The sequence below is a fragment of the Photobacterium sp. S4TG1 genome (assembly GCF_036040035.1).
Lineage (GTDB): Bacteria > Pseudomonadota > Gammaproteobacteria > Enterobacterales > Vibrionaceae > Photobacterium.
On sequence record NZ_JAYXUH010000001.1, the window covers coordinates 357,817 to 380,353 of the forward strand.

The 22,537-nt window shown below is 38.4% G+C and carries 24 protein-coding genes; 1 reads left to right on the forward strand and 23 read right to left on the reverse strand.

The annotated features are described in order from the left end of the window. Positions 1–77: 77 nt before the first annotated feature. From VXS03_RS01720 to VXS03_RS01735, 4 genes are all read right to left on the reverse strand, one after another. Positions 78–533 carry an L-alanine exporter AlaE gene (locus VXS03_RS01720; RefSeq protein ID WP_327761633.1) on the reverse strand — a complete coding sequence of 152 codons (456 nt, stop codon included), beginning with the start codon at positions 531–533 and terminating at the stop codon, positions 78–80. A 311-nt stretch (positions 534–844) separates the two neighbouring features. Next, complete coding sequence (locus tag VXS03_RS01725) at positions 845–2,038, reverse strand: L-lactate MFS transporter (RefSeq protein WP_327761634.1); 1,194 nt, start codon at positions 2,036–2,038, stop codon at positions 845–847. A 188-nt stretch (positions 2,039–2,226) separates the two neighbouring features. Continuing rightward, entirely contained in the window at positions 2,227–2,958 is a 732-nt protein-coding gene (locus tag VXS03_RS01730) for a LytR/AlgR family response regulator transcription factor (RefSeq protein WP_080156779.1), read from the reverse strand. 4 nt (positions 2,959–2,962) lie between these two features. Further along, the gene (locus VXS03_RS01735; protein ID WP_327761636.1) at positions 2,963–4,615 is read right to left on the reverse strand and encodes a sensor histidine kinase; all 1,653 of its coding nucleotides are present in this window, start codon (positions 4,613–4,615) and stop codon (positions 2,963–2,965) included. Positions 4,616–4,918: 303 nt separating this feature from the next. On the opposite strand from VXS03_RS01735, the gene VXS03_RS01740 reads away from it, so the two are divergent. Further along, the gene (locus VXS03_RS01740) at positions 4,919–5,494 is read left to right on the forward strand and encodes a UPF0149 family protein (protein ID WP_327761637.1); all 576 of its coding nucleotides are present in this window, start codon (positions 4,919–4,921) and stop codon (positions 5,492–5,494) included. 98 nt (positions 5,495–5,592) lie between these two features. Here the strand turns inward: VXS03_RS01740 and nadA are convergent, their stop codons facing one another. The 19 genes from nadA to aspS all read right to left on the reverse strand — a co-directional run bounded on the left by nadA (position 5,593) and on the right by aspS (position 22,526). After that, on the reverse strand, positions 5,593–6,654 hold the full coding sequence (gene nadA / locus VXS03_RS01745; RefSeq protein WP_327761638.1) for a quinolinate synthase NadA: 1,062 nt from the start codon (positions 6,652–6,654) through the stop codon (positions 5,593–5,595). Positions 6,655–7,032: 378 nt separating this feature from the next. Next, a complete protein-coding gene (locus VXS03_RS01750; protein ID WP_327761640.1) occupies positions 7,033–7,410 on the reverse strand; it encodes a hypothetical protein in 378 nt (125 codons plus the stop codon). Between the two features lie 9 nt (positions 7,411–7,419). Further along, positions 7,420–7,740 carry a hypothetical protein gene (locus VXS03_RS01755; RefSeq protein ID WP_327761641.1) on the reverse strand — a complete coding sequence of 107 codons (321 nt, stop codon included), beginning with the start codon at positions 7,738–7,740 and terminating at the stop codon, positions 7,420–7,422. Between the two features lie 17 nt (positions 7,741–7,757). Continuing rightward, complete coding sequence (locus VXS03_RS01760; protein ID WP_327761642.1) at positions 7,758–8,084, reverse strand: hypothetical protein; 327 nt, start codon at positions 8,082–8,084, stop codon at positions 7,758–7,760. Between the two features lie 239 nt (positions 8,085–8,323). Beyond that, positions 8,324–9,052 (reverse strand): tol-pal system protein YbgF, encoded by a 729-nt coding sequence (ybgF, locus tag VXS03_RS01765; protein WP_327761644.1) that lies wholly within the window; start codon positions 9,050–9,052, stop codon positions 8,324–8,326. 21 nt (positions 9,053–9,073) lie between these two features. Continuing rightward, positions 9,074–9,634: a peptidoglycan-associated lipoprotein Pal gene (pal, locus tag VXS03_RS01770; RefSeq protein WP_327761645.1), complete on the reverse strand. Its 561-nt coding sequence runs from the start codon at positions 9,632–9,634 to the stop codon at positions 9,074–9,076. A gap of 65 nt (positions 9,635–9,699) precedes the next feature. Then, complete coding sequence (gene tolB / locus VXS03_RS01775) at positions 9,700–11,022, reverse strand: Tol-Pal system beta propeller repeat protein TolB (protein ID WP_327761646.1); 1,323 nt, start codon at positions 11,020–11,022, stop codon at positions 9,700–9,702. An 81-nt stretch (positions 11,023–11,103) separates the two neighbouring features. After that, positions 11,104–12,201, reverse strand: coding sequence for a cell envelope integrity protein TolA (gene tolA, locus VXS03_RS01780; protein ID WP_327761648.1), 1,098 nt, complete (start codon positions 12,199–12,201; stop codon positions 11,104–11,106). Positions 12,202–12,204: 3 nt separating this feature from the next. Continuing rightward, positions 12,205–12,657: a protein TolR gene (gene tolR / locus VXS03_RS01785; protein WP_327761649.1), complete on the reverse strand. Its 453-nt coding sequence runs from the start codon at positions 12,655–12,657 to the stop codon at positions 12,205–12,207. A gap of 6 nt (positions 12,658–12,663) precedes the next feature. Continuing rightward, positions 12,664–13,350: a protein TolQ gene (tolQ, locus tag VXS03_RS01790; protein WP_327761651.1), complete on the reverse strand. Its 687-nt coding sequence runs from the start codon at positions 13,348–13,350 to the stop codon at positions 12,664–12,666. Continuing rightward, positions 13,351–13,755: a tol-pal system-associated acyl-CoA thioesterase gene (ybgC, locus tag VXS03_RS01795; protein ID WP_327761653.1), complete on the reverse strand. Its 405-nt coding sequence runs from the start codon at positions 13,753–13,755 to the stop codon at positions 13,351–13,353. 272 nt (positions 13,756–14,027) lie between these two features. After that, a complete protein-coding gene (locus VXS03_RS01800; RefSeq protein WP_327761654.1) occupies positions 14,028–14,330 on the reverse strand; it encodes a cyd operon YbgE family protein in 303 nt (100 codons plus the stop codon). Next, positions 14,323–14,430 carry a cytochrome bd-I oxidase subunit CydX gene (gene cydX / locus VXS03_RS01805; RefSeq protein ID WP_327761655.1) on the reverse strand — a complete coding sequence of 36 codons (108 nt, stop codon included), beginning with the start codon at positions 14,428–14,430 and terminating at the stop codon, positions 14,323–14,325. The genes VXS03_RS01800 and cydX overlap by 8 nt, the downstream gene beginning before the upstream one ends. A 14-nt stretch (positions 14,431–14,444) precedes the next feature. Next, entirely contained in the window at positions 14,445–15,581 is a 1,137-nt protein-coding gene (gene cydB / locus VXS03_RS01810; RefSeq protein ID WP_327761656.1) for a cytochrome d ubiquinol oxidase subunit II, read from the reverse strand. Positions 15,582–15,599: 18 nt separating this feature from the next. Beyond that, positions 15,600–17,186, reverse strand: a complete 1,587-nt coding sequence (gene cydA / locus VXS03_RS01815; protein ID WP_327761657.1) for a cytochrome ubiquinol oxidase subunit I — start codon at positions 17,184–17,186, stop codon at positions 15,600–15,602. Between the two features lie 943 nt (positions 17,187–18,129). Further along, positions 18,130–19,146, reverse strand: coding sequence for a Holliday junction branch migration DNA helicase RuvB (ruvB, locus tag VXS03_RS01820; RefSeq protein WP_327761658.1), 1,017 nt, complete (start codon positions 19,144–19,146; stop codon positions 18,130–18,132). Between the two features lie 27 nt (positions 19,147–19,173). Next, the gene (ruvA, locus tag VXS03_RS01825) at positions 19,174–19,797 is read right to left on the reverse strand and encodes a Holliday junction branch migration protein RuvA (RefSeq protein ID WP_327761659.1); all 624 of its coding nucleotides are present in this window, start codon (positions 19,795–19,797) and stop codon (positions 19,174–19,176) included. 196 nt (positions 19,798–19,993) lie between these two features. Next, positions 19,994–20,515 carry a crossover junction endodeoxyribonuclease RuvC gene (gene ruvC / locus VXS03_RS01830; protein WP_297483909.1) on the reverse strand — a complete coding sequence of 174 codons (522 nt, stop codon included), beginning with the start codon at positions 20,513–20,515 and terminating at the stop codon, positions 19,994–19,996. Between the two features lie 229 nt (positions 20,516–20,744). Then, on the reverse strand, positions 20,745–22,526 hold the full coding sequence (gene aspS, locus VXS03_RS01835) for an aspartate--tRNA ligase (RefSeq protein WP_327761662.1): 1,782 nt from the start codon (positions 22,524–22,526) through the stop codon (positions 20,745–20,747). Positions 22,527–22,537 lie beyond the last annotated feature (11 nt).

A 22,537-nucleotide genomic window follows, 5' to 3' on the forward strand; every position in this document is an offset into this window, starting at 1 on the left:
TGATAATTACCACCTTTTAAAAACAACAAAAGCACCTTATAGGTGCTTTTGATTAATTCAAATAATGAGAAAACTATTTAAATTGTTGGTTGAGCACACGCAGTAACACGGAACATTTTGCGGCATAACTCAAGAAACTGACCATAAACAACGCCTAATGCACCAGAAACAAAAATATTACTCATTACTGCAGCAATTACTTGCTCTTTATTCGCCCCTACAGCTAAAAGAATACAAGCATAGATAGGCGACTGGAATACAACATAGGCCACCATATCAGACAAACCTTTCATCCACCGTGCAGAAGACAGCTTGCGGCCACAACCAATAACATAATCACGGAACATGCCATAAGGCCATGCAATCGCAATATTAATCGGTATTGATAGCGTACGTGATGCTAATGACTGTTCAAATGACATGCCTGAAATAAAAACTTCAATCATCATCCCTGTAATAAAGCTAAACACCACCATTGCAAATATATCTGCGGCAGCATTTCTAACCTTAAATGGCACTTTAACAACAGACATTTACTTCCCTTACTCTAGCAAAATCGACCAGTATTATCATGGTTAACGTTACTTAAAACTATCTAACTAACACCATGCAGTTTATGTGCGCATTAGAACAGCTTTTATATAAAATAAGGTTCTGTATTTAATGTTGGTTTCGAGTAAATAACTGCTATTTTAGTTAAAAATAGGTTTTTTATCTGGCATAAAAGTAACCATTAAAGCATTTAATTGTCACTGTTAATTTATTTGATATAACAAAATAGCAACAAGTAAGAATCCGAATTTTAAACTAAATTCGGATTAGTTATTTGTATATATTTAGCAGCTTATTGCGCTAAAGATGGCTGCGGTAATTTAATGGTTAATGCGATAATTAATGAAACAATTAACAAAGCAAACATTAAGTAGAATGTCGCAATAAAGCCACCAAAGACAGAAGCAACAATTGAACCAATGAAACTACCGATACCAAACCCTAAGTAAATGATACCGTAATTTTTAGTCAGGTTGTTTAAACCAAAGAAATCACTCACTAATGAAGGGAATACCGTAATTGTGCCACCAAAACTAAAGGCAATGCAGGCAACAGCAATATAAAAGCTCATCTGACTTTGATGAACAAACAATAATGCGCATACTCCGGTTAAACACACAACTAATGAAATAGCGACAACCTTAGTTCGAGCCATTTTATCTGATAGGATACCAAGTACTAAACGCCCACTTAGGTTAGCAATAGCAATAATAGCAACACTGGCAGCAGCAACGTCTAATGATAAGTGTACGTAACCCTGACCGATATCTTTGGCAACACCAATGACATACAGACCACTCATACAAACAGTCAAGAAAACTAAAGCAAGCATCCAAAATTGAGGACATTTCATTGATTGTGAAAGACTGAAATCACGCACTTCAGCAGCAGATTCTGTGGCCGATACTTGTTGTTTAGGTGCATCCTTCATCATTAAGCCACCAATGATAACCATGACCATTGCAATAATGCCCCAGTAATCAAAGGTACTTTCTAAACCATTATGCTCAAGAAAATACATATTAATAAATTTAAAACCTAAACTACCTAAACCATATGCACCAATAGCACAGGCTGAAATTAACCCTTTACGCTCAGGAAAGAATTTCACACAATTAGACAAGGTCATTAAGTACCCGGTACCATCAGCAAAACCAATTAACAGGCCAGCAAAAATATATAACAACCAAATATTGGTGGCATGCGCTGTGAGTAATAAACTTGCCCCTAGTAAAATACCCGCACCAAGAGTGACATTACGCACCCCAAACCGTTCTTGCATTTTACCCGCCATTGATGATGCAACCGCCAAGGCTAAACTCATAATACCGAAAGAAAAAGCAACACGACTGACTGGCTCAGATAATTTACCTGCAAGCTGAGCGTTAAATAAACTCCATGTATAAACTGAACCCAAAGCAAACTGAGTAATGATGGTACCCAGCAACGTAAAATAACGGCTACGACTGGTAAGTTGATTGGTCATGGTGACATCCTTTTTGGTGAAATACTCAAGGCCATATTGCAGATTGCCTTGCTGCTGTTCACCAAAATACGACAATAACCATAGATAACAAGAGGGTAAAAAAACAATAAAATCAGTGGTAACGTATGAGGAATAAAATGCAATATAGCGGCATGAAATGCATTTTGCCGCTAATCATTAGTTAGCGTTTACAACTGCATTAAACACCGAAAAGCTTTTAGATTACTACGACTCACAGGAATATGCGGTTCAACATGGGCTAATTTGATCATATAAGTACTATTAACCCATGGAATAATCTCTTTAACATCATTAATATTTATGCAGTAAGATCGGTGGCAACGGAAAAAATCACTCGTTGGTAAACGTAGCATCAATTCACTTATCGTAATCGGTGCCACAAAACACCCTTCAGCAGTATAAACATGGGTCACTTTTTCATTAGCAATGGCACAGCAAATATCACTAATCGCAGTAACATGAATATGATTATTAAGCATTAAATTTATAGTATGACTACGTATATTTGTCGTAACTTGCGGGGGTTCTTGTTCTTGAGCCCGCGCCTGTAACTTAGCTAATAAGCCGATTACTCGCTGCTCGTTAAGTGGCTTCAATAAATAATCAACCGCTTCTAATTCAAAAGCATCTACCGCATATTCTTTATAAGCCGTTGTAAATACAATTTGAGGTTTGTGAGAGAATTGAGCAATATTACGAGCTAATAACATGCCATCAATTGATGGAACATTAATATCTAAAAAAACAACATCAACCTTGTTAGATTGCAAAAATTTAAAGGCATCCAGGCCATCATCAAACGCAGCAACAATATTAATTGTGCTATGTTTTTCAATTAAATAGGTTAATTCTTCACGAGCAAGATATTCATCTTCCACGATCAAAGCATTTAGTTGCATGATATCAATCCTGTTCTTTTACAAAAAATTGCATACTGGTTCCTTGCTCAAGCCGAGTAATATGTAATCCATCGCTATATAATAATAATAACCGTTGGTGGACATTATTGAGTCCAATATGGTGTGAATCTATTTTGCTTTGGTATAATTTATCGATTGTTTTTTGATCTATCCCCCCCCCTGTATCTGTGATTGTTATCACGACATCATCCATTCTTTTCTTGACTGAAATAACAACCTTACCAGCCACGCGAGATGGCTGAATACCATGTAAGATCGCATTCTCAACGAGTGGCTGAATCAATAAGCATGGTATGTGAGGATGGACATCATCAATATCAAACTCTACCTCTAGTTTGGAACCAAAACGGGCTTGTTCAATGGCGACATAATCACGTACTTGTTGTATTTCTTCCTGAATATCAATTAATTCAACATCACGTTCTAAATTGTAACGTAAAAAATCGGCCAAATTAGCAATCAGCTGACGAGCTTCATCAGGACGAATACGAATTAACGTCGAAATTGCATTAAGTGCATTAAATAAAAAATGCGGATTAATTTTACTTTGTAGGGCTGAAAACTCAGCTTTTGCTGCCATCTGCTTTAATTGTTCAATCCGTGAAACTTCCATTTGAGTCGATATGATTTGTGATAAACCAATCGCCATTTCACGTAATGACATGCGAATATGATCAGGCTGACAATAAAATATTTTAAGCGTGCCACTTACCTCACCATTTTCCCACAGTGGAATAATAAGTAACGAGTGGAAATTATGTACATTGAGATTATTACTTATTATTTGTTCACCACTTTCTACTGCTTGGCGAGTCATTTGGCTTATTTTATGATGGGCATCTAAAAAGTGCTCTTCCCCACGACCAACATACGCACGTACGTCTTGCGTATTAGTAATTGCAACAGCGTCAGCATCCGTATAAAACCGAATAATGCTGCATACTTTTTGTAGGGCATTACGGTTGTTAATACGAAAATAAGGTAAGGTTTTATTCGCAATATCAAGAGCGAGTTTTGCTTGTTGAGCAGCAATAAGATCTTGTTCTTCATCGAGATCTTGGACTAATTTAATAATTAACCCAATCGATAATGTACCAAGGATCATGGGAAAACTAATATGGGTAACAATATTGTAAGCCAGTGCTTTATTATGTGATAACAACACAATCAATACCATTGTCAGTATTTCACAGCACATACCAGCTAAAATACCCAATTGGGCGTAATTTTTTTTAGCACACTTACAATGGATCCAGGTTGCTAATAAGCCTGCAAAAATACTCGTTATTAAACAAGCAACAGATGTAGGACCGTCAATATCAATTAAATAACGGTGAATACCTGCAATAATACCAGCGGGAATACCAATCCATGGACCAAATATAATGCCACCCGATAACACCGCTATAATACGTACATTAACCAGTGAGCCATCAACATTTAAACCGGTATATGTACTAAACACCGCAAATAAAATAAACAATGCTGAAATCATCGCAGTTTCAACAGGACGTCGATGGGTCTTCTTAACGATAGATTGAAACAATTGGGTACGCGTTAATAAAAATAATGTCATCAGCATTAAGGCGGCACGTTCAAATACGGCCAATAACATCATAAATTGCTCGCTATACATTGCTTCACCTTAATAATAAGTAAAATTATGTCATCATCTGATATGTTTTAGCTACGTAAACGGGTTACGTAATTAAGAATTATGTTATTAGTGAAGACTTCATGTTTTAATTAAAATCAACAATAAGCAATTTAATGTCAGCAACTGCACTTTGTCCGTCTTTTTTGACACAAGATGACAAAATATCTTTGACCATTACTAGGTTGTTACCCAGAGGCTGTTACAATAGAGGCATAAAGTTCAGTGATGCATGTATAGTTAATGCACCTGAACACTTAATCATTATTAAGCTGAGATTGTTTTATGTCTTCACAACTAAGTACTATCCTCGAAAACTCTCAACTAGCAGATCAATTGCTATCTGAATCACAAACACGTGGCTTTGTTACCGCAATGGCTGCCGCACCTCACCTGATAGATCCTACAGAATGGTTAGCGTTTATGTGGGGTGGCGAAGAAACATCACCTTTCGATAGCCATGAAGACTTAGAGAATTATGCAAAAGCAATTATTGCAATCTGGAACGAAGCTCGTGCGGCATTATTTGAGAGCACTTGGCAATGGCCTGAAGGTTGTGCATTAGATGATAGCCAGATCGTAACCGAAGCAACCAGCAACTTCTGTGAAGGCATGCTTCAAGGATGGCAATTAGCACGTGATGATTGGGAAACAATTATGCCACCAGAAAGTGAAGATAATGCTCTACTTGGTGGCGTATTACTTTCTTTTAGCTTGTTATTTGATCCTGAAACAGCATTAGAAGCACTTAAAGAACAAAACGCAGATGCATTGGCACAGTTTGAAGAAATCTTCAACGCAATTCCCGTTATGTTATGTGGCCTAACACAACGTGGCGCACAATTAGTTGCCGCTCAGTAATAATTGCTGCAATAGCAATAAAAAAGGCGAATCGATTCTGTTAACTAAAATAAGTATCAGATCGAGTCGCCTTTTCTTTTCTTACCGTAAGTAATTACTTACGTATTACCTTTTACTTTTAATTGTAACTCAGCGGCAAAATTTAACATTCGATTCAGTGGAATAAGTGATTTCACTCGAATGGCTTCATCAACAAAAATTTCATGTTGCTGACCGCCTTCAGCTAAAGCAGTATAAATAGCTTTCAAACCATTCATCGCCATCCACGGGCAATGTGCACAGCTACGACATGTCGCTCCAGCCCCCGCTGTCGGCGCTTCAATTAATTCTTTATTTGGCACCATTTGCTGCATCTTAAAGAAAATGCCTTTATCAGTTGCCACAATTAATTTAGTTTGTGGTAGTGTTGTTGCCGCTTTTATTAATTGACTCGTCGAACCAACAGCATCAGCTAATGCAACTACGCTAGCTGGTGATTCTGGATGAACCAAAATAGCGGCATCAGGGTGAAGATGATTCATCTGTTTTAGGGCTTGTGCTGAAAACTCATCATGCACAATACACTCCCCTTGCCACAGTAACATTTCAGCACCGGTTTGCTTTTGAATATAACCACCTAGATGGCGATCAGGTCCCCAAATTATTTTACGACCTTCACTATCGAGGTGATCAATAATTTCTAATGCGATACTCGATGTTACCACCCAATCAGCCCGTGCTTTAACTGCCGCTGAAGTATTTGCATAAACGACCACTGTATGGTCTGGATGCTGATCACAAAACTCAGTAAAGGCATCCACCGGACAACCAAGATCGAGTGAGCATTCAGCCTCTAATGTTGGCATTAACACTTGTTTTTCCGGCGTTAATATTTTGGCTGATTCACCCATAAACCGTACTCCGCAAACAATCAAGGTTGTTGCAGAATGCTGATTACCAAAGCGTGCCATTTCAAGGGAATCACCGACAAAACCTCCCGTTGCTTCAGCTAGGGCCTGAATTTCGGGAGCGGTATAATAGTGTGCAATCAATACTGCATTATTACTCTTTAGCAGTTGCTTGATTTTTGTAATGTAAACCTGCTTTTCATCATCCGATAATAGCGCTGGTTTAGGTGGAAATGGATAGACCATTTTCGATGGATCAAATGTAATATTCATTATTCATTTGCTCGTCAGCATTCCTTACGTGTTTGATCATTATACGCATGATTTTTGAAATATCATTATTAACCAACAAACACTTATATAACATCACATACACACAAAATACCCTTTATGCTATCTATATTCCCTTTAAGGATACATAAAAGTGAAAATTTATTGCTTTTATTCTGAGAATCCTCTGAGAACATCTCAGAAAAATTATTATTGATATGAATCACAGTTTTAAAGCTAACTATATTAAATAATGTTTTATCGCTTTAACGCACTGATTTAACTACCTGTAGAAGAGGTGAGACATTTGATGAATGTCTATAACTATCATCAAGCTAGCCCTTACGGCACATTATTATAAATTAAGCCGACAAGCCTTTCTCACTTGAGAAAGGCTTTATTTTTAAATATCAGGCTATTTTTTGAAACGCAGAAGAAAGTATTAATAATTTCTTTTGGTAAATGAGTATTACTCAACACTTTTACTATATTAACGTTTTGCCCAAAAAACACATTGGCTTCAAGTTCAGTAACAGAAATAACACTATCTGGGTGATCAAAAATATATTTTATGAATCGATAGTTACCACTACCATCACGTACTGATATTATTTTTTTTCCATCACAAAAAACGGTTTTCGTTTTTTCATCAAAAGATAAGCATCTTTCTTTTTCATCAAAAGACATCAATAAATAGATATAAGAAACAACTGTCATGATACAAAAAAAGATAAGCATCACAATCATAAAGAGATCCATCTATATAACCTATTGAGTTTGTTCGCAAATTTTAGATATATTCTTCACAGTAACCCAGTGACGAAATTGTTGGCGATCACTTTGGCATAACGTAATAATTGACCCCGTTTGTGCCGTCCAATTATCTTTTTTCCATAACGCTATTTTCGCTAAGATTGCCGCTTCTGAATCTGTATGGTGTAATGATTGCTCTATAATATTAAAGGCATTTTCCCCTGCCATTTTAGTGGCATAATCTTTATTTATTTTAGTACCATAAAGAAATACACCACCAGTCACCCAACCTGATAAAGCCAATAAGACTAAGAATACCGACATTAATTTATTCATAAAAATAACCTCGGTAGTTATATACGTAAACGGCAAATTGTTACGATGGCAGAATCAGAAAGAATTTGCTTTAATTTATCTCGGTCATTATCACAAATAGTGGTTACAGAGCCTGTTTGAGCTGTCCACCCTTTGGCAAACCATTCTTGAATTTGAGCGATAATTTCTGGATCTGTTTTTTTATCTTGTAATGATTGAGAAACGATATTGTAGGCATTTTCAGTGATCTTATCATTGATAAAATCACGATCATTACTGAGATGTGTGAACATTAGATAAGCAGCAAACAACCAGCCTGAAATTGAAATCAATGAGTAACATAATATTTTTTTTTGACTTAACAAAATAACTCCAACTATCCATAGTAATAACATTATATTGAGTAACAATAGCTACTCATTTCATAAGGTCGAATAATACCAAAAAAAAAAGTAATTTCCATGATAGTTTGTAGGATTAAAATAATATTATTGACCTTTCTGTGTTTAACCTAATAAACATAGATAAGCATTATTAATAATGAATAAAAAGCAAAAAAAAACCCACAAAATTGTAGGTTTTTAATAGCTTAAACTAAGAATATTTAGTGTTTTGATAAAATTTTCAACGCAGACTGTGCTTGCTTAGCGCTAGTTGAGTTAGGGTAATCTTTCTCAACTTCCGTATAGTAAGACATCGCTTTAACAGTATCATTACTGCGCTCAGCAATAACACCAAGCTTTAATAACGCATCAGCACGCTTACTTGAGTCTTTAATACTTGCAACAACCTCAAAATTCTTTGCAGCTTGCGCTAAATCATTCTGAGAGAAATGCAACTGACCTAGCCAATAGCTTGCATTTGGCTTATACACAGAATCAGGATAAGTCGTTAAGAAAGTTTCAAACGCTTGAGTTGCGCCTTGGTAGTCTTTCTTTTTCAAAATCAAATTCACCGCATTTTGATAAGCATCATTCTCACTCATATTGTTAGAATATGCTTCAGTGGGTGCTTTGGTGGCCTCTTTAGCGGTTGGAGCCGCTTTTACAGGCTGACGACTTAGCTGATCAACATCTTTATATAATTGGCGTTGGCGTTCTTTCATCTGCTTAATATCGTAGCTATTACGTTCTACTTTGCCACGAATATCATCAATATCAGCTGACATTTGATCTAGCTGACGTTGAACCTGCAATTGTGATTGCCCTTGTGCTTCAAGCATACGCTCTAATGTTTGTAAATTAGCGGCTGAAGCGGGCGCGGCGACCACTTGGGTCGCCGCACCAACCAGCAACACTAATGCAAATTGACGCATTATTTTGTTACTGTTCATAATTATTAACCTAACTCTTAATTAATATACGATCACTGCGCGACGATTTTTCGCATAATCTGCATCAGTATGTCCAAATAATAATGGTTTTTCTTCACCATAACTAACAATAGACATTTGGTTTGCAGAGACTCCTAATGCTTGTAAGTATTGAGCAACAGCCGTTGCACGACGTTCACCCAACGCAATGTTGTATTCAGGTGTACCACGCTCATCAGCATGACCTTGAACTACTACTTTTGTATTTGGGTGATTACGTAAGTATTCCGCATGAGCTTCTAGCATGTTTTGGTACGCAGGTTGAATTTCAGCGTTATCAAATTTAAAGAAGACGGTTTGCTCTTCTTGACGCAACTTCTGCATTTGTTGCTCATGCAATTGCTGTTCAGTCATTGCACCACTTTGAGAAAGGGGTGTTGAAACTGTAGATTGACCAGAGCCATTAAGACCACTGACTTCAGCACCGCTAGTTTGGTTTTGAGAGCCAGCAGAAGTACCTGTACTATCGGTTGAACTACATGCTGCCAATGTCATCATTGGTAACGCAATGGCTAAGCCTTTTAAAATTCGGTTAAGTTGCATCTATTTTTATCCTTCATCATTCAGTAATACCCATTAATTGGATATATTATTGTTCTATAATCCTATTATAGGAATGGACCCCAAGCTGGTGCACGAACGCGTTTACTTGTTGACGGTAAACGTGCTTGGAATCGACCGTCAATAGACACTAGAGACAATTCATAACTATTATTTTGTGCTGAGCTATAAATAATCATACTACCGTTAGGTGCAATACTTGGTGATTCTGCTAATTTTGCTTTGGTTAAAATCTGAACTGCACCAGTTTTTAAATCTTGTTTAGCAATGTTATAACCACTATCAGAACGGTTTACCATTACTAAAAAACGACCATCTGGAGTAATTTGCGCTCCCATATTTTGGCTACCTTGCCATGTTACACGTTGTGTCTCGCCTGTTGCCAAATCAAGATGATAAATTTGTGGGCGTCCACCACGATCTGAAGTGAAATACATTGATTTCCCATCAGGCGTCCAAATTTCTTCGGTATTGTTCGCTCGACCATGAGTTATTTGACGTAATTGCTTTGTTTTAAGATCTTTAATATAAATCTGTAAACTGCCCGTCTTTGATAACACCATTGCTAGCTTAGTGCCGTCTGGTGAAAATTGTGGAGAACCATTGTGACGAGGATAGTTAGCAACAAGCTCACGAGTACCTTTATAAATATTCAGTACAAAAATTTCAGCTTTACCATTTTCAAAGCTTACATAGGCTAACTTACTGCCATCAGGAGACCACGCCGGAGACATTAATGGTTGCTTTGATTTTAGAACGACACGCTCGTTATAACCATCATAATCGGCAACCCGTAACTGATACGGAAATTGCGCTCCTTGATTATCATCAACATACGCAATACGGGTTAAAAATGCACCACGCTCGCCAGTCAGTTTTTGGTAAACCATATCAGAAATACGGTGTGCGTATTGACGCATACGATTTGGTTTTACAACGGCACGGTTATTTAGCAGTAAGTAATCACTTGCAGTACCCTGCGCATCACTATTTAGCTTACCTTTAACAATATCAACTAATTGATAGCTGATAACATAATTACCTTCGGCATTTTGAGTAATACTACCTGTAACGACAGCATCAACACCTAATTTAGTCCAGGCATTATAATTAATTTGGCTTTCATTATAAGGACGTTGAGGTAATTTACTATTCGCTATCGGGCTAAATTTACCACTGCGTTGTAAGTCAGAAGCTATAACCGCTGAGATATCAGTCAGTAATTTATTTGTGCCTTGCCATTCAAAAGGCACAATACCAATTGGGCGAGCGGAATCAACACCATCAGTGATGACTAAATCTAGTGCTGCATGTGCAAATTGGCTAACGCTTAGTAAGGCAAAACATACGCCCATCATCCAACGTTTCATCAATCGCTCCTTATAGTTACGAAAGCCGCAACTATTGTTGCGGCAAAAATAAAGTCTATATTTACAAATTTCGCCAATAATCTACGGGCTTACTGTTAAATTAATCACCCGTAATTGCTTAACCACATCTGGGTTATCTGGCATTGGAAATTCGCTTACTTGTAATACTGCTGACTTAGCGGCACGACAAAGTGTGTCATTACCAGCTAACTGTGAAACATCCAACACTAAGCCATTCGATGACAAACGTAAGGTTAGCTGACATTTTTGGCCTTTAAAGCTTTGATCAACCAATAAATTTTGTTGAATCATTTGCTTATATATCGAGCCATAACGTGATACTTCATCAGCAATATGCTTACCTCTAGCGCCACCTCGTTGTTCATTTTCAGCTTCTAATCCTGAAAACATATCATTAAGTGCTGCATCTTGTTTAGCTTGAGCTTCTACTTTCGCTTTAGCATCTGCCTTCGCTTTAGCGTCTGCCTTTGCTTTAGCGTCTGCCTTTGCTTTAGCGTCTGCCTTAGCTTTAGCGTCTGCCTTCGCTTTAGCGTCTGCCTTCGCTTTAGCGTCTGCCTTCGCTTTAGCGTCTGCCTTCGCTTTAGCGTCTGCCTTCGCTTTAGCATCTGCCTTGGCTAAAGCGTCGGCCTTCGCTTTAGCGTCTGCCTTGGCTTTAGCGTCTGCCTTGGCTTTAGCGTCTGCCTTGGCTTTAGCGTCTGTCTTTGCTTTAGCGTCTGTCTTTGCTTTAGCGTCTGCCTTCGCTTTAGCGTCTGCTTTGGCTTTAGCGTCTGCCTTCGCTTTGGCTTCTGCTGCTTGTTGTTGTTGCAATTGACGCTGTTTTTCAGCTTCACGTGTTGCTTTTTCAGCTGTTAACTTATCTTCTTTTAATTGACGAATACGTTCAGCATCAGCTTTACGTTGTGCTTCAAGTGCTTCTGTTTGTTGCTGTAAACGAGCTTGACGGGCCTGTTCAGCCTCTTTCGCTGCTTGACGCTGTTGGCGAATTTGCTGAGCTTGTTGATTTAAAATTGCAGGATCAATCATTGTTGCCTGAATAGTATTACCCACCGATTGTTTTTTATCGAGAGTAAAATCAGCCCCCCACAATAACAGCACAATAAATAAGCCATGTACGAGGACTGATATAATGACTGATGTCGAATAATTACTCTTTTTCATGCCTTAATTTCCAGGCTTATCTAATGGATCAGTCATTAAACCTACCGATCCAACTCCAGCATGGCTTAGTGCATCCAAGGTTTCGACAATATTGGCATAAGGAGTACGTCCATCCCCTCCTACCATCACCAACGTTTTTGGATTACTCGCAAGTTCTGCTTTTACTCGAGCAATTAATTCATCAAGACTCAAGCCATGCGCCATATCATCATTATTGATACTCACTCCTAAATTACCATCTTTATCAACTTCAACAATGATAGGAGGTGTATCGTTATCTTGATTTAACTGCGCGATTGTTTCAGAAGTCTGTGTTTTAGGTAAATCAACATCGACCCCTTGGCTTACAAATGGCGCTGTAACCATGAAGATAATTAATAATACCAACATAACGTCAATATAGGGGACGACATTTATTTCTGCCGTCATTTTGCGTTTCTTCGGTTGATAAGCCATTGCTTATTACTCCTGATTCGCTGCAAATGCCTGACGGTGTAAAATACTTGAAAACTCTTCCATAAAAGTGGCGTAAGTATGTTCAAGTTTAGTCACTTTATTTGTAAGGCGGTTATAAAACATAACAGCAGGAATCGCAGCAAATAGACCCATTGCAGTTGCGACCAATGCTTCTGCAATACCAGGAGCAACCATCGCTAATGTCGCTTGCTTTACCGCACCAAGAGCAATAAATGCTGTCATAATGCCCCATACAGTACCAAAAAGGCCAATATAAGGACTGATCGAACCAACAGTAGCAAGGAACGGTAAGTTAGTTTCTAACTCATCAACCTCTTTTGATAATGAAACGCGCATAGCACGTCCAGTACCTTCCATAACAGCTTCAGGCACACGCCCATTGCTATGATGTAGGCGCGCAAATTCTTTAAACCCTGAATAGAAGATTCTCTCTGAGCCAGAAAGATCATCTTTACGTTGTTGTACTTCTTGATAAAGCTGTGAAAGATCAATACCAGACCAAAATCGGTCTTCAAATTGAGTTGCATTACGTTCAGCACTTTTTAAAACTTGTGAACGTTTGATAATCATTGCCCAAGAAGCAATCGACATTCCAAGTAAAATAAGCATAACCAGTTTTACCAACAAACTTGCTTGTAAAAAAAGGTCTAAAATGGTTAATTCTGAGTTCACTTAATTGTTCTCCAGCTTTAATTGTGCAGGTAACGCTATAGGTTTCATAATGGTTGGATCAATACAGGCGATTTTTACAACGGCATGGCAAAATACCACATTATTATCATTAACCAGCTCTTGGTTAAATTCTATTGACGCACGACGTACATTTTGAATAGTTGTATTAACAACCAGTTGATCATCTAACTTAGCACCACGGATAAAATCAAGATTCATACTACGTACAACAAAACTCATGTTATCTGCAAATAATTGCTGCTGACTTAAGCCTACATAGCGTAATAATTCAGTTCGTGCTCGTTCAAAAAATTTTAAATAATTAGCGTGATAGACCACACCACCTACATCTGTATCTTCATAATAAATGGTAATCGGCCATTTAAAAATATCTTGTTCTTTCATTTAGTATCCATAACCGTCATGCCTACACGGTACTAACAATCGCGCTTGACACTACTATACCCTAAGTCATCCGTTGATAGTTATCATGGAGCGAATAGATAACCGCATTTAACTGAAAAATGAAATTTGTCAGTAGGTTCTGACAATCAAATCACAATTCTGTTCAGTAATCATGCATTAAAAACGAATTCTTGAAAATGGTTACAATTTACTCGTATAAAAAAAGCCTGTTCCATTACGGTAACAGGCTTTTTAGCTCTACAGATTAAACGTTATAAAAAACGTAATCCAAGAATATAAAGCAATATAGGCAGTGCGATATAGGGTGTAAAGAACACCTGAAAATACCATCGATGAGGAACAAAACCCATGCCAAATACCATTGCACTACAGGTTGCCCAAATCATCAACGGGGCTAATCCTGCACTAAATCCACCAATATCTTTGGCAAATTGCTGCGGTTCCCACATTAATAGCCCAGTAATAGTCAACGCCATTACTACTGCTAATAATTTAAGAGGTAACACGCTTAAAGGTGCATGAATTAACTTAACCGCACGATCTATCTTACTCACTGTCTTTATCCATATTTTCAGTCGTTTCAAGCCATAATGCATTGACAATACCGAACGCACAAGCCAGTAAAATACCTAAAAACCAAGCAAAATACCACATTGTTAGTCTACTCCTTAGTACAGTGAAGTCTTGTTGTCTTCGATATATTTAGTATCAAGACGACCAAACATTTTGTAGTAACACCATGAGGTGTAAGCCAAGATTACAGGTACCATAACAAATGCTACTACTGTCATAATCTGTAATGTGTATTCAGATGAAGTTGCATCCCAAATAGTTAAACTAACACTTGGATTTAAGCTTGATGGCATGATGAATGGGAACGTCGCAAATCCAAACGTTAATACCACACCGACAACTGTTAAGCTTGAAAACAAGAATGCAAAACCTGCACGCTCAGCTCGTGAACATAATGCAGTTAGCACTGGCATAGCAACTGCAAGTATTGGTGCAATCCATAATACTGGGTAGTTATGGTAGTTAATAAACAACGCGCCAACTTGACGAACAACGTCTTTCGTTAACGGATCTGATGCTACATTCGGTAATACCTGAGATGTAATCACATAACCGCTAATACCTTGAGAAACAAAACCAGCAATAATAAATACAACAGCCATTAATACTGCAGAGATTGCTGCAACATTACGAGCCCGTGCATGAATTGCATCGGTTGTTTTCATTTGTAGGAAAGTAGCGCCTTGAGTAATAACCATCAGCAGACTAACAACACCACAAAGTAAAGCAAACGGATTCAGCAAACCAAAGAATGACCCGGTGTAAGTCGTCATCATAAGTTCATTTACTTCAAACGGTACACCTTGCATTAAGTTACCAAAAGCAACACCGAAAATAACTGGCGGTATAAAGCTACCTACAAAGATACCTTTGTCCCACAAGTTACGCCATTTTGGATCTGTCAACTTAGAACGGTAATCAAAACCTAATGGACGTAACCACAGTGACGCTAACGTTATGATCATTGCCACATAAAAACCAGAGAATACTGTTGCGTAAACTAATGGCCATGCCGCAAATAATGCACCACCAGCGGTGATTAACCAAACTTGGTTACCATCCCAGTGTGGTGCAATTGAGTTAATCATTACACGACGTTCGTTATCTGTCTTACCGATGATTGGTGACAGCATACCCACGCCCATATCAAAACCATCTGTGATTGCAAAACCGATGCACAAAACACCAATTAGTACCCACCAAATGATTCGCAAGCTTTCATAATCAAACATTATTCTGTTTCTCCCTGCTTACACTTCAACCTGACGTGAAACCACATCTTGTGCTGTCTCTTTTTGCTCAAAATGATAACGACCTGTTTTCAAGCTACTTGGACCTAAACGTGCAAACTTAAGCATCAAGTACACTTCAGCAATCAAGAACAGAGTATAAAGTCCGAAAATTGCAGCTAGTGAGAACCATAGTTGCGATGGTTCAAGATTTGATGCGGCCATATGTACTGGCAGAATTTCACCAACAGCCCATGGCTGACGGCCATACTCAGCAACAAACCAACCCGCTTCAATTGCAATCCAAGGTAATGGAATACCAAACAATGCTGCTTTAAGTACCCACTTATTACCTGTGATTTTATGGCGGCAAGACTGTACAAACGCAGCGCCAATGATCGCAAACATTAAGAAGCCAGCACCTACCATGATACGGAAGCTAAAGAATAGCGGCCACACACGCGGAATTGAATCATCAACTGCTTTTTGAATTTGCTCTGGTGTCGCATCAACAACTTTATCAGTGTAAGGCTTCAACAATAGGCCGTAACCTAAGTCACCTTTTACTTCATTAAAGGCAGCAACATTCGCAGGTGTTCTTTCACCTGAACGTAATTTTTCAAGTAAGCCGTATGCCACCATACCATTACGAATACGCACTGCATGTTGCTTCTTAAGATCACGAATACCCATGACTTGAGTATCAAGTGAACGTGTCGCAATAATACCCATTAGATATGGAATCTTAATTGCGTAATCCGTTTCCATTGTTTCTTGATTCGGGAAACCAAACACGGTGAAGGCTGCCGGTGCGGGTTCAGTGTGCCATTCAGCTTCAATTGCTGCTAATTTTGTTTTTTGAACATCACCTAATTCATAACCTGATTCATCACCCAAAATCATAACTGAAACGATTGATGCAAGACCAAAAGCAGCTGCAATTGCAAATGAACGACGAGCAAAGGCAATATCACGCCCTTTAAGCATGTAGTATGAACTTATGCCAAGAATAAACATCGCGCCACAAACGTAGCCAGAAGCTACGGTATGAACGAACTTAACTTGAGCAACAGGGTTAAAGACAACTTCCGCAAAACTCACCATTTCCATACGCATGGTTTCATAGTTGAAATCCGCGCCTACAGGGTTTTGCATCCAACCATTAGCGATTAGGATCCACAATGCAGAGAAGTTAGACGCTAATGCTACTAACCATGTCACTGCAAGGTGTTGACGTTTTGATAGACGATCCCAGCCAAAAAAGAACATACCGACTAAAGTGGATTCGAGGAAAAACGCCATCAGGGCTTCGATAGCCAAAGGCGCACCGAAAATATCACCAACATAATGGGAGTAATAAGCCCAGTTTGTACCAAACTGGAATTCCATGGATAGGCCAGTAGCCACACCCAATGCAAAGTTAATCGCGAAAAGCTTACCCCAGAACTTTGTCATGTCCTTATAGATTTGCTTGCCTGTCATAACATAAACTGATTCCATGATGGCAAGTAAGAAAGCCATACCTAGAGTCAGGGGAACGAACAAAAAGTGATACATCGCAGTAAATGCGAACTGTAACCGCGATAGTTCGACGACATCAGTGAACATTGATAACTCCTTTTTTCACCAGCTGACTGGCGCAGTACTACACAGTGTACCGATTATTGGGCTTAGCCAATCGTAGATAACAAACCGCAATATTGGTGATATTTCTGATCGCATTTATCATAGTGATAATAACGGCCATCTTATTTGTTGCAGCTTTGTATCAAAAATATTGTTTTACTGTTATTATTCTACAGCTAATAAAGTCAAGGCTAATATTACAGATATCAGCAATAATCTTCAAAGTATTTATTAATAGTTTTGCTTTGATATTTATCAAATAAAATATCACCGCAAGATATCGACAGCACCAAGTATGATCTAGATCAATAAATATTGCATTTTTTTGACTTTATGCCACAAAATACCATATTTATATTTTTAATATCTATCTTTAATACTGTCACATCACAATATAATTTATTGCTATTTGTTCATAATTGTCATCACCACCTCATAAGAAGATCGAGCAGTAAATTAAAAAAGTATTATGAAACAAAGCATTGCATAATACCACTACCGAATAATTACATTCTAAAAAAACATTACTAAAACAAGGTGATTATAATAAACCCACCATAAATACTTACTCTTAAAAATAAAAATACCAATATAACAATAAGTTACGTTAATAATGGCAATTATCTTTTGCTATCACATACTCAGTCGATCATTTTGTATTAAATAGATTTTAATTATGAGTAAATATTTTTTAGCTATTTTTGTCATTTAAAAGCAATATATGGCCTTGTTAAATAATTGTGCTCGATTTATTTCTAATTCAAAGTCAGGATGCCGTTATTAAATAGTAATCAATGTTATTTTTAATAACATTCTTGTTGACCTTTTTCATTATCTTTTTATTAGAGATATCAACCTTAAAAGTGATATAAAAAAAAACGAGACACTGATAGCCTCGTTTTTTATACTTTCTATTTCTTTATTATTATTTTGTTTTTGGTAAATCAAGCCCAAAATGCAAATAAGCACGTTGAGTTGCAATACGTCCACGCGGTGTTCGCTGTAAAAAGCCTTGTTGAATTAAATAAGGTTCCAGCACATCCTCAATGGTGTCTTTTTCTTCACCAATTGCAGCAGCAAGGTTATCCAACCCAACCGGGCCACCCATGAATTTTTCAATAATGGCCATTAATAATTTACGATCCATATAATCAAAACCGCTACTATCAACATCGAGCATATCAAGGGCTTTATTGGCTATATCAGGACAAATATGACCATTACTTTTCACTTCAGCATAATCACGAACACGGCGTAATAAACGATTAGCAATACGAGGTGTACCACGAGCCCGCATCGCCATTTCCATTGCACCGCCATCCTCTAGTGATAAGCCAAGATAACTCGCACTTCGTGAAACAATATCTTTTAAATCTTCAACTTTATAATATTCTAAGCGCTGAGTAATACCAAAACGATCGCGCAATGGTGATGTTAACGATCCCGCACGCGTTGTTGCCCCAATTAAGGTAAAAGGTGGCAAATCAATTTTAATCGACCGTGCTGCAGGGCCTTCTCCAATCATGATATCTAATTGGTAATCTTCCATTGCTGGATAAAGTATTTCTTCAACCTGCGGACTTAGACGATGGATTTCATCAATAAATAACACATCGTTTTCTTCTAGGTTAGTCAATAAAGCAGCTAAATCACCCGCTTTTTCTAATACAGGTCCGGATGTGGTACGAATACTTACACCCATTTCATTAGCGACAATATTGGCTAAGGTGGTTTTACCTAATCCTGGAGGACCAAAGATCAATAAGTGATCAAGTGCCTCATTACGTAGTCTTGCCGCTTGAATAAAGATTTCCATTTGATCACGGACATGATCCTGACCTTGATAATCATTCAGTAACTTAGGACGAATAGCACGATCAATAATGTCATCTTCGCGCGGTGTCTCGAAATTGCTCGAAACCAGTCTATCGGCTTCAATCATAATAAATACCTATTACAGAATGTGTGATCACACCATTGAACGTAATGCATCACGAATCATCGCTTCGCTGGTCATTTCAGGTTGAGCAACTTGCGCTACAACTTTCGCCGCAATTTGTGGTTTATAACCTAGAGCAATCAATGCACTTACCGCTTCATCTTCAGCACGTGCTTGATTTGATGGGTTCTGAATCGCGGCATTAGATGCAGCAGTATCAAGAGCCGGAGTAAAGAGATCCCCTTCCCCCCATCCTTTAAGACGATCTTTCATCTCAACAACTAATCGTTCAGCCGTTTTCTTACCCACACCTGGAATTTTAACCAATGTCGATACATCTTCTAATTCAACACTGCGCACAAATTGGCTAGCAGTCATCGCTGATAAAATTGCTAAGCCTAATTTAGGTCCAACACCATTGGCTTTAATGACCTCACGAAATAATTCGCGCTCACTTTTTTTATTAAAGCCATACAATAATTGGGCATCTTCACGCACGACAAAATGAGTAAAAATAATCGCTTCTTGGCCTAACTCAGGTAACTCATAGAAACAGCTCATTGGCATGGAAACTTCATAACCAATACCGCTTACTTCAAGTAATACTTCTGGTGGCTGTTTTTCAATCACAATTCCGCGTAGTCGGCCAATCACAACATCATCTCTATAATAGGAACTAAACTGGCACTAGAATAGTAAACTACTGGATCAATATCCAGCCCTTTATGCGTATCAGCATCAAACAATGCGCCATCTTACTACGATAAAATACCCTATTAATAAAAAAGCAGCCGCTGCTGCTTTTATGTAACGGCAATTATCAACAACACAAACATCAAAATGTCATCAATTAACGGTAACGTCCACGGCGTGCACTCGTCGCCTTACCCGCCATTGCTATTAACGTTTTATGAGTATGAGCATGACAAATAGCAATAGCTAAAGCATCGGCAGCGTCCGCTTGCGGTTTCCCTTCAAGTTTTAATACCGAACACACCATATGCTGCACTTGTACTTTGTCCGCTCCACCGTTGCCAACAACCGCTTGCTTTATTAATCGCGCAGCATATTCACTCACGGGCAGATCTGCATTTACAGCAGCAACAATTGCACTACCACGGGCTTGTCCTAACTTAATGGCAGAGCTAGCATTTTTCCCCATAAACACTTGTTCAATCGCAAAACAATCGGGTTGAAATTGAGTAATGACTTCAGAAACCCCTGCGTAAATCTGTTTTAATCGACCAGGAATATCAGGACATGATGTACGAATACAACCACTACCTAAATATTCTAGCTTACGACCAACTTGTCGAATAACGCCGTATCCCGTAATACGCGAACCTGGGTCAATACCTAAAATGATAGACATGAATCCAATATTACCATTTATTTAATACACCAATAATTTATCGCCGTTGGTTATCTTTAATTACTGATATGTACACAATAACTCAGCCCTAATCGTGATAACTCTGCATAAACATTAGTATAAACATAAAAATAAGCCGACCACTTATTACTAAGGGTCGGCCTGTTATTAACTATCGTTAATGGGATTAATAATAGTTAAGTTAATCAAATTAAGTAATTTAACTTACTTATTCTTGATCAATTTTCTTTTTTGCAATATTAACCGCAATTGAAAGTTCTTCCAATGAAGCTGGATTTGCTAGGCTTGGCGCGTCTGTTAATAGACATGCCGCTGCGGTTGTTTTAGGGAACGCAATAACATCACGAATGTTATCAGTACCACAAAGTAGCATTACCAAACGGTCAAGACCAAATGCAAGACCTGCGTGTGGTGGTGTACCAAACTGTAGTGCATCAAGTAAGAAACCAAACTTCAGACGCTGTTCTTCAGTTGAGATACCTAAAATATCAAACACTGTCGATTGCATTGCTGAGTTGTGAATACGAACTGAACCACCACCAACTTCGTAACCATTAATAACCATATCGTATGCATTAGATAATGCATCAGCAGGGTTAGCCGCTAATTCTTCTGGGGTTAGGTTTAATGGAGAAGTAAATGGGTGGTGCATTGCAGACAATGAACCATCTTCATTTTCTTCAAACATTGGGAAATCAACAACCCAAAGTGGTTTCCATGCAGACTTATCAGTTAGCGCTAGATCTTCACCCAGTTTAAGACGAAGTGCACCCATCGCTTCTGTAACAACACGCTTGCTATCAGCACCAAATAGAATGATATCGCCAGATTCTGCTTGAGTACGCTCAAGTAAGTTCTCAACAATTTCTGCGTTTAGGAACTTAGCCACTGGAGATTGAACACCCTCAATACCTGCAGCGCGATCGTTAACCTTCATCCATGCTAAACCCTTAGCACCGTAAATACCTACAAACTTAGTGTATTCATCAATTTGCTTACGGCTTAGAGATGCGCCACCCGGAACACGGATAACAGCAACGCGACCTTTTGGATCATTTGCTGGTGCTGAGAATACTTGGAACTCAACATCTTTAACAATATCAGCAATATCTACTAACTCTAGAGGGTTACGTAGATCTGGCTTATCAGAACCGAAGCGACGTGCCGCTTCTTCAAATGACATTACAGGGAATGCGCCAAGATCTACATTTAGTAGTTCTTTCCACATTTCTGTGATCATTTTTTCAGTTGTCGCACGTACTTGATCTGCTGACATGAACGATGTTTCGATATCGATTTGAGTAAATTCAGGCTGACGATCAGCACGTAAATCCTCATCACGGAAACATTTAACGATTTGGTAGTAACGGTCAAAACCAGACATCATCAACAATTGCTTAAATAGCTGTGGTGATTGTGGTAATGCGTAGAATTTACCTTTATGTACACGACTTGGTACTAAGTAGTCACGCGCACCTTCTGGTGTTGCTTTAGTTAGTACTGGAGTTTCTATATCTAAGAAAGCATTATCATCAAGGAAACGACGAACAAAGCTTGATGCTTTAGCACGTAGCTTGATGCGGTCGCTCATTTCTGGACGACGAAGATCTAAATAACGGTATTTTAAACGTTGCTCTTCTGAGTTCTTTTGGTTGAAGTCAAGAGGTAACGCTTCTGAACGGTTGATGATCTCAAGGCCAGTTGCATAAATTTCAACTTCACCTGTTGCCATGTCTTTATTACATTGGCTTTCAGGACGCTCACGCACTTCACCCGTTAGACGAATACAAAATTCGTTACGTAATTGGTTTGCTAGTCCAAAGATCTCTGTCATATCAGGATCAATAACAACCTGAACCACACCTTCGCGATCACGCATATCAATAAAGATAAGACCGCCCAAATCACGGCGACGGTTAACCCAACCGCATAAATCTACTGTTTGTCCTGCAAGGGACTTATTTAGGTGTCCACAATAATGGGTGCGCATAAGAAATTCCC

Coding starts and splice junctions, on each gene's coding strand:
- tolB (WP_327761646.1), bottom strand. CDS start 11,022: ATGAAACGTTGGATGATGGGCGTATGTTTTGCCTTACTAAGCGTTAGC.
- tolR (WP_327761649.1), bottom strand. CDS start 12,657: ATGGCTTATCAACCGAAGAAACGCAAAATGACGGCAGAAATAAATGTC.
- VXS03_RS01750 (WP_327761640.1), bottom strand. CDS start 7,410: ATGGATCTCTTTATGATTGTGATGCTTATCTTTTTTTGTATCATGACA.
- aspS (WP_327761662.1), bottom strand. CDS start 22,526: ATGCGCACCCATTATTGTGGACACCTAAATAAGTCCCTTGCAGGACAA.
- VXS03_RS01740 (WP_327761637.1), top strand. CDS start 4,919: ATGTCTTCACAACTAAGTACTATCCTCGAAAACTCTCAACTAGCAGAT.
- ybgC (WP_327761653.1), bottom strand. CDS start 13,755: ATGAAAGAACAAGATATTTTTAAATGGCCGATTACCATTTATTATGAA.
- nadA (WP_327761638.1), bottom strand. CDS start 6,654: ATGAATATTACATTTGATCCATCGAAAATGGTCTATCCATTTCCACCT.
- VXS03_RS01720 (WP_327761633.1), bottom strand. CDS start 533: ATGTCTGTTGTTAAAGTGCCATTTAAGGTTAGAAATGCTGCCGCAGAT.
- cydA (WP_327761657.1), bottom strand. CDS start 17,186: ATGTTCACTGATGTCGTCGAACTATCGCGGTTACAGTTCGCATTTACT.
- cydB (WP_327761656.1), bottom strand. CDS start 15,581: ATGTTTGATTATGAAAGCTTGCGAATCATTTGGTGGGTACTAATTGGT.
- pal (WP_327761645.1), bottom strand. CDS start 9,634: ATGCAACTTAACCGAATTTTAAAAGGCTTAGCCATTGCGTTACCAATG.
- VXS03_RS01725 (WP_327761634.1), bottom strand. CDS start 2,038: ATGACCAATCAACTTACCAGTCGTAGCCGTTATTTTACGTTGCTGGGT.
- ruvC (WP_297483909.1), bottom strand. CDS start 20,515: ATGTCTATCATTTTAGGTATTGACCCAGGTTCGCGTATTACGGGATAC.
- VXS03_RS01735 (WP_327761636.1), bottom strand. CDS start 4,615: ATGTATAGCGAGCAATTTATGATGTTATTGGCCGTATTTGAACGTGCC.
- cydX (WP_327761655.1), bottom strand. CDS start 14,430: ATGTGGTATTTTGCTTGGTTTTTAGGTATTTTACTGGCTTGTGCGTTC.
- ybgF (WP_327761644.1), bottom strand. CDS start 9,052: ATGAACAGTAACAAAATAATGCGTCAATTTGCATTAGTGTTGCTGGTT.
- VXS03_RS01730 (WP_080156779.1), bottom strand. CDS start 2,958: ATGCAACTAAATGCTTTGATCGTGGAAGATGAATATCTTGCTCGTGAA.
- VXS03_RS01755 (WP_327761641.1), bottom strand. CDS start 7,740: ATGAATAAATTAATGTCGGTATTCTTAGTCTTATTGGCTTTATCAGGT.
- ruvB (WP_327761658.1), bottom strand. CDS start 19,146: ATGATTGAAGCCGATAGACTGGTTTCGAGCAATTTCGAGACACCGCGC.
- tolA (WP_327761648.1), bottom strand. CDS start 12,201: ATGAAAAAGAGTAATTATTCGACATCAGTCATTATATCAGTCCTCGTA.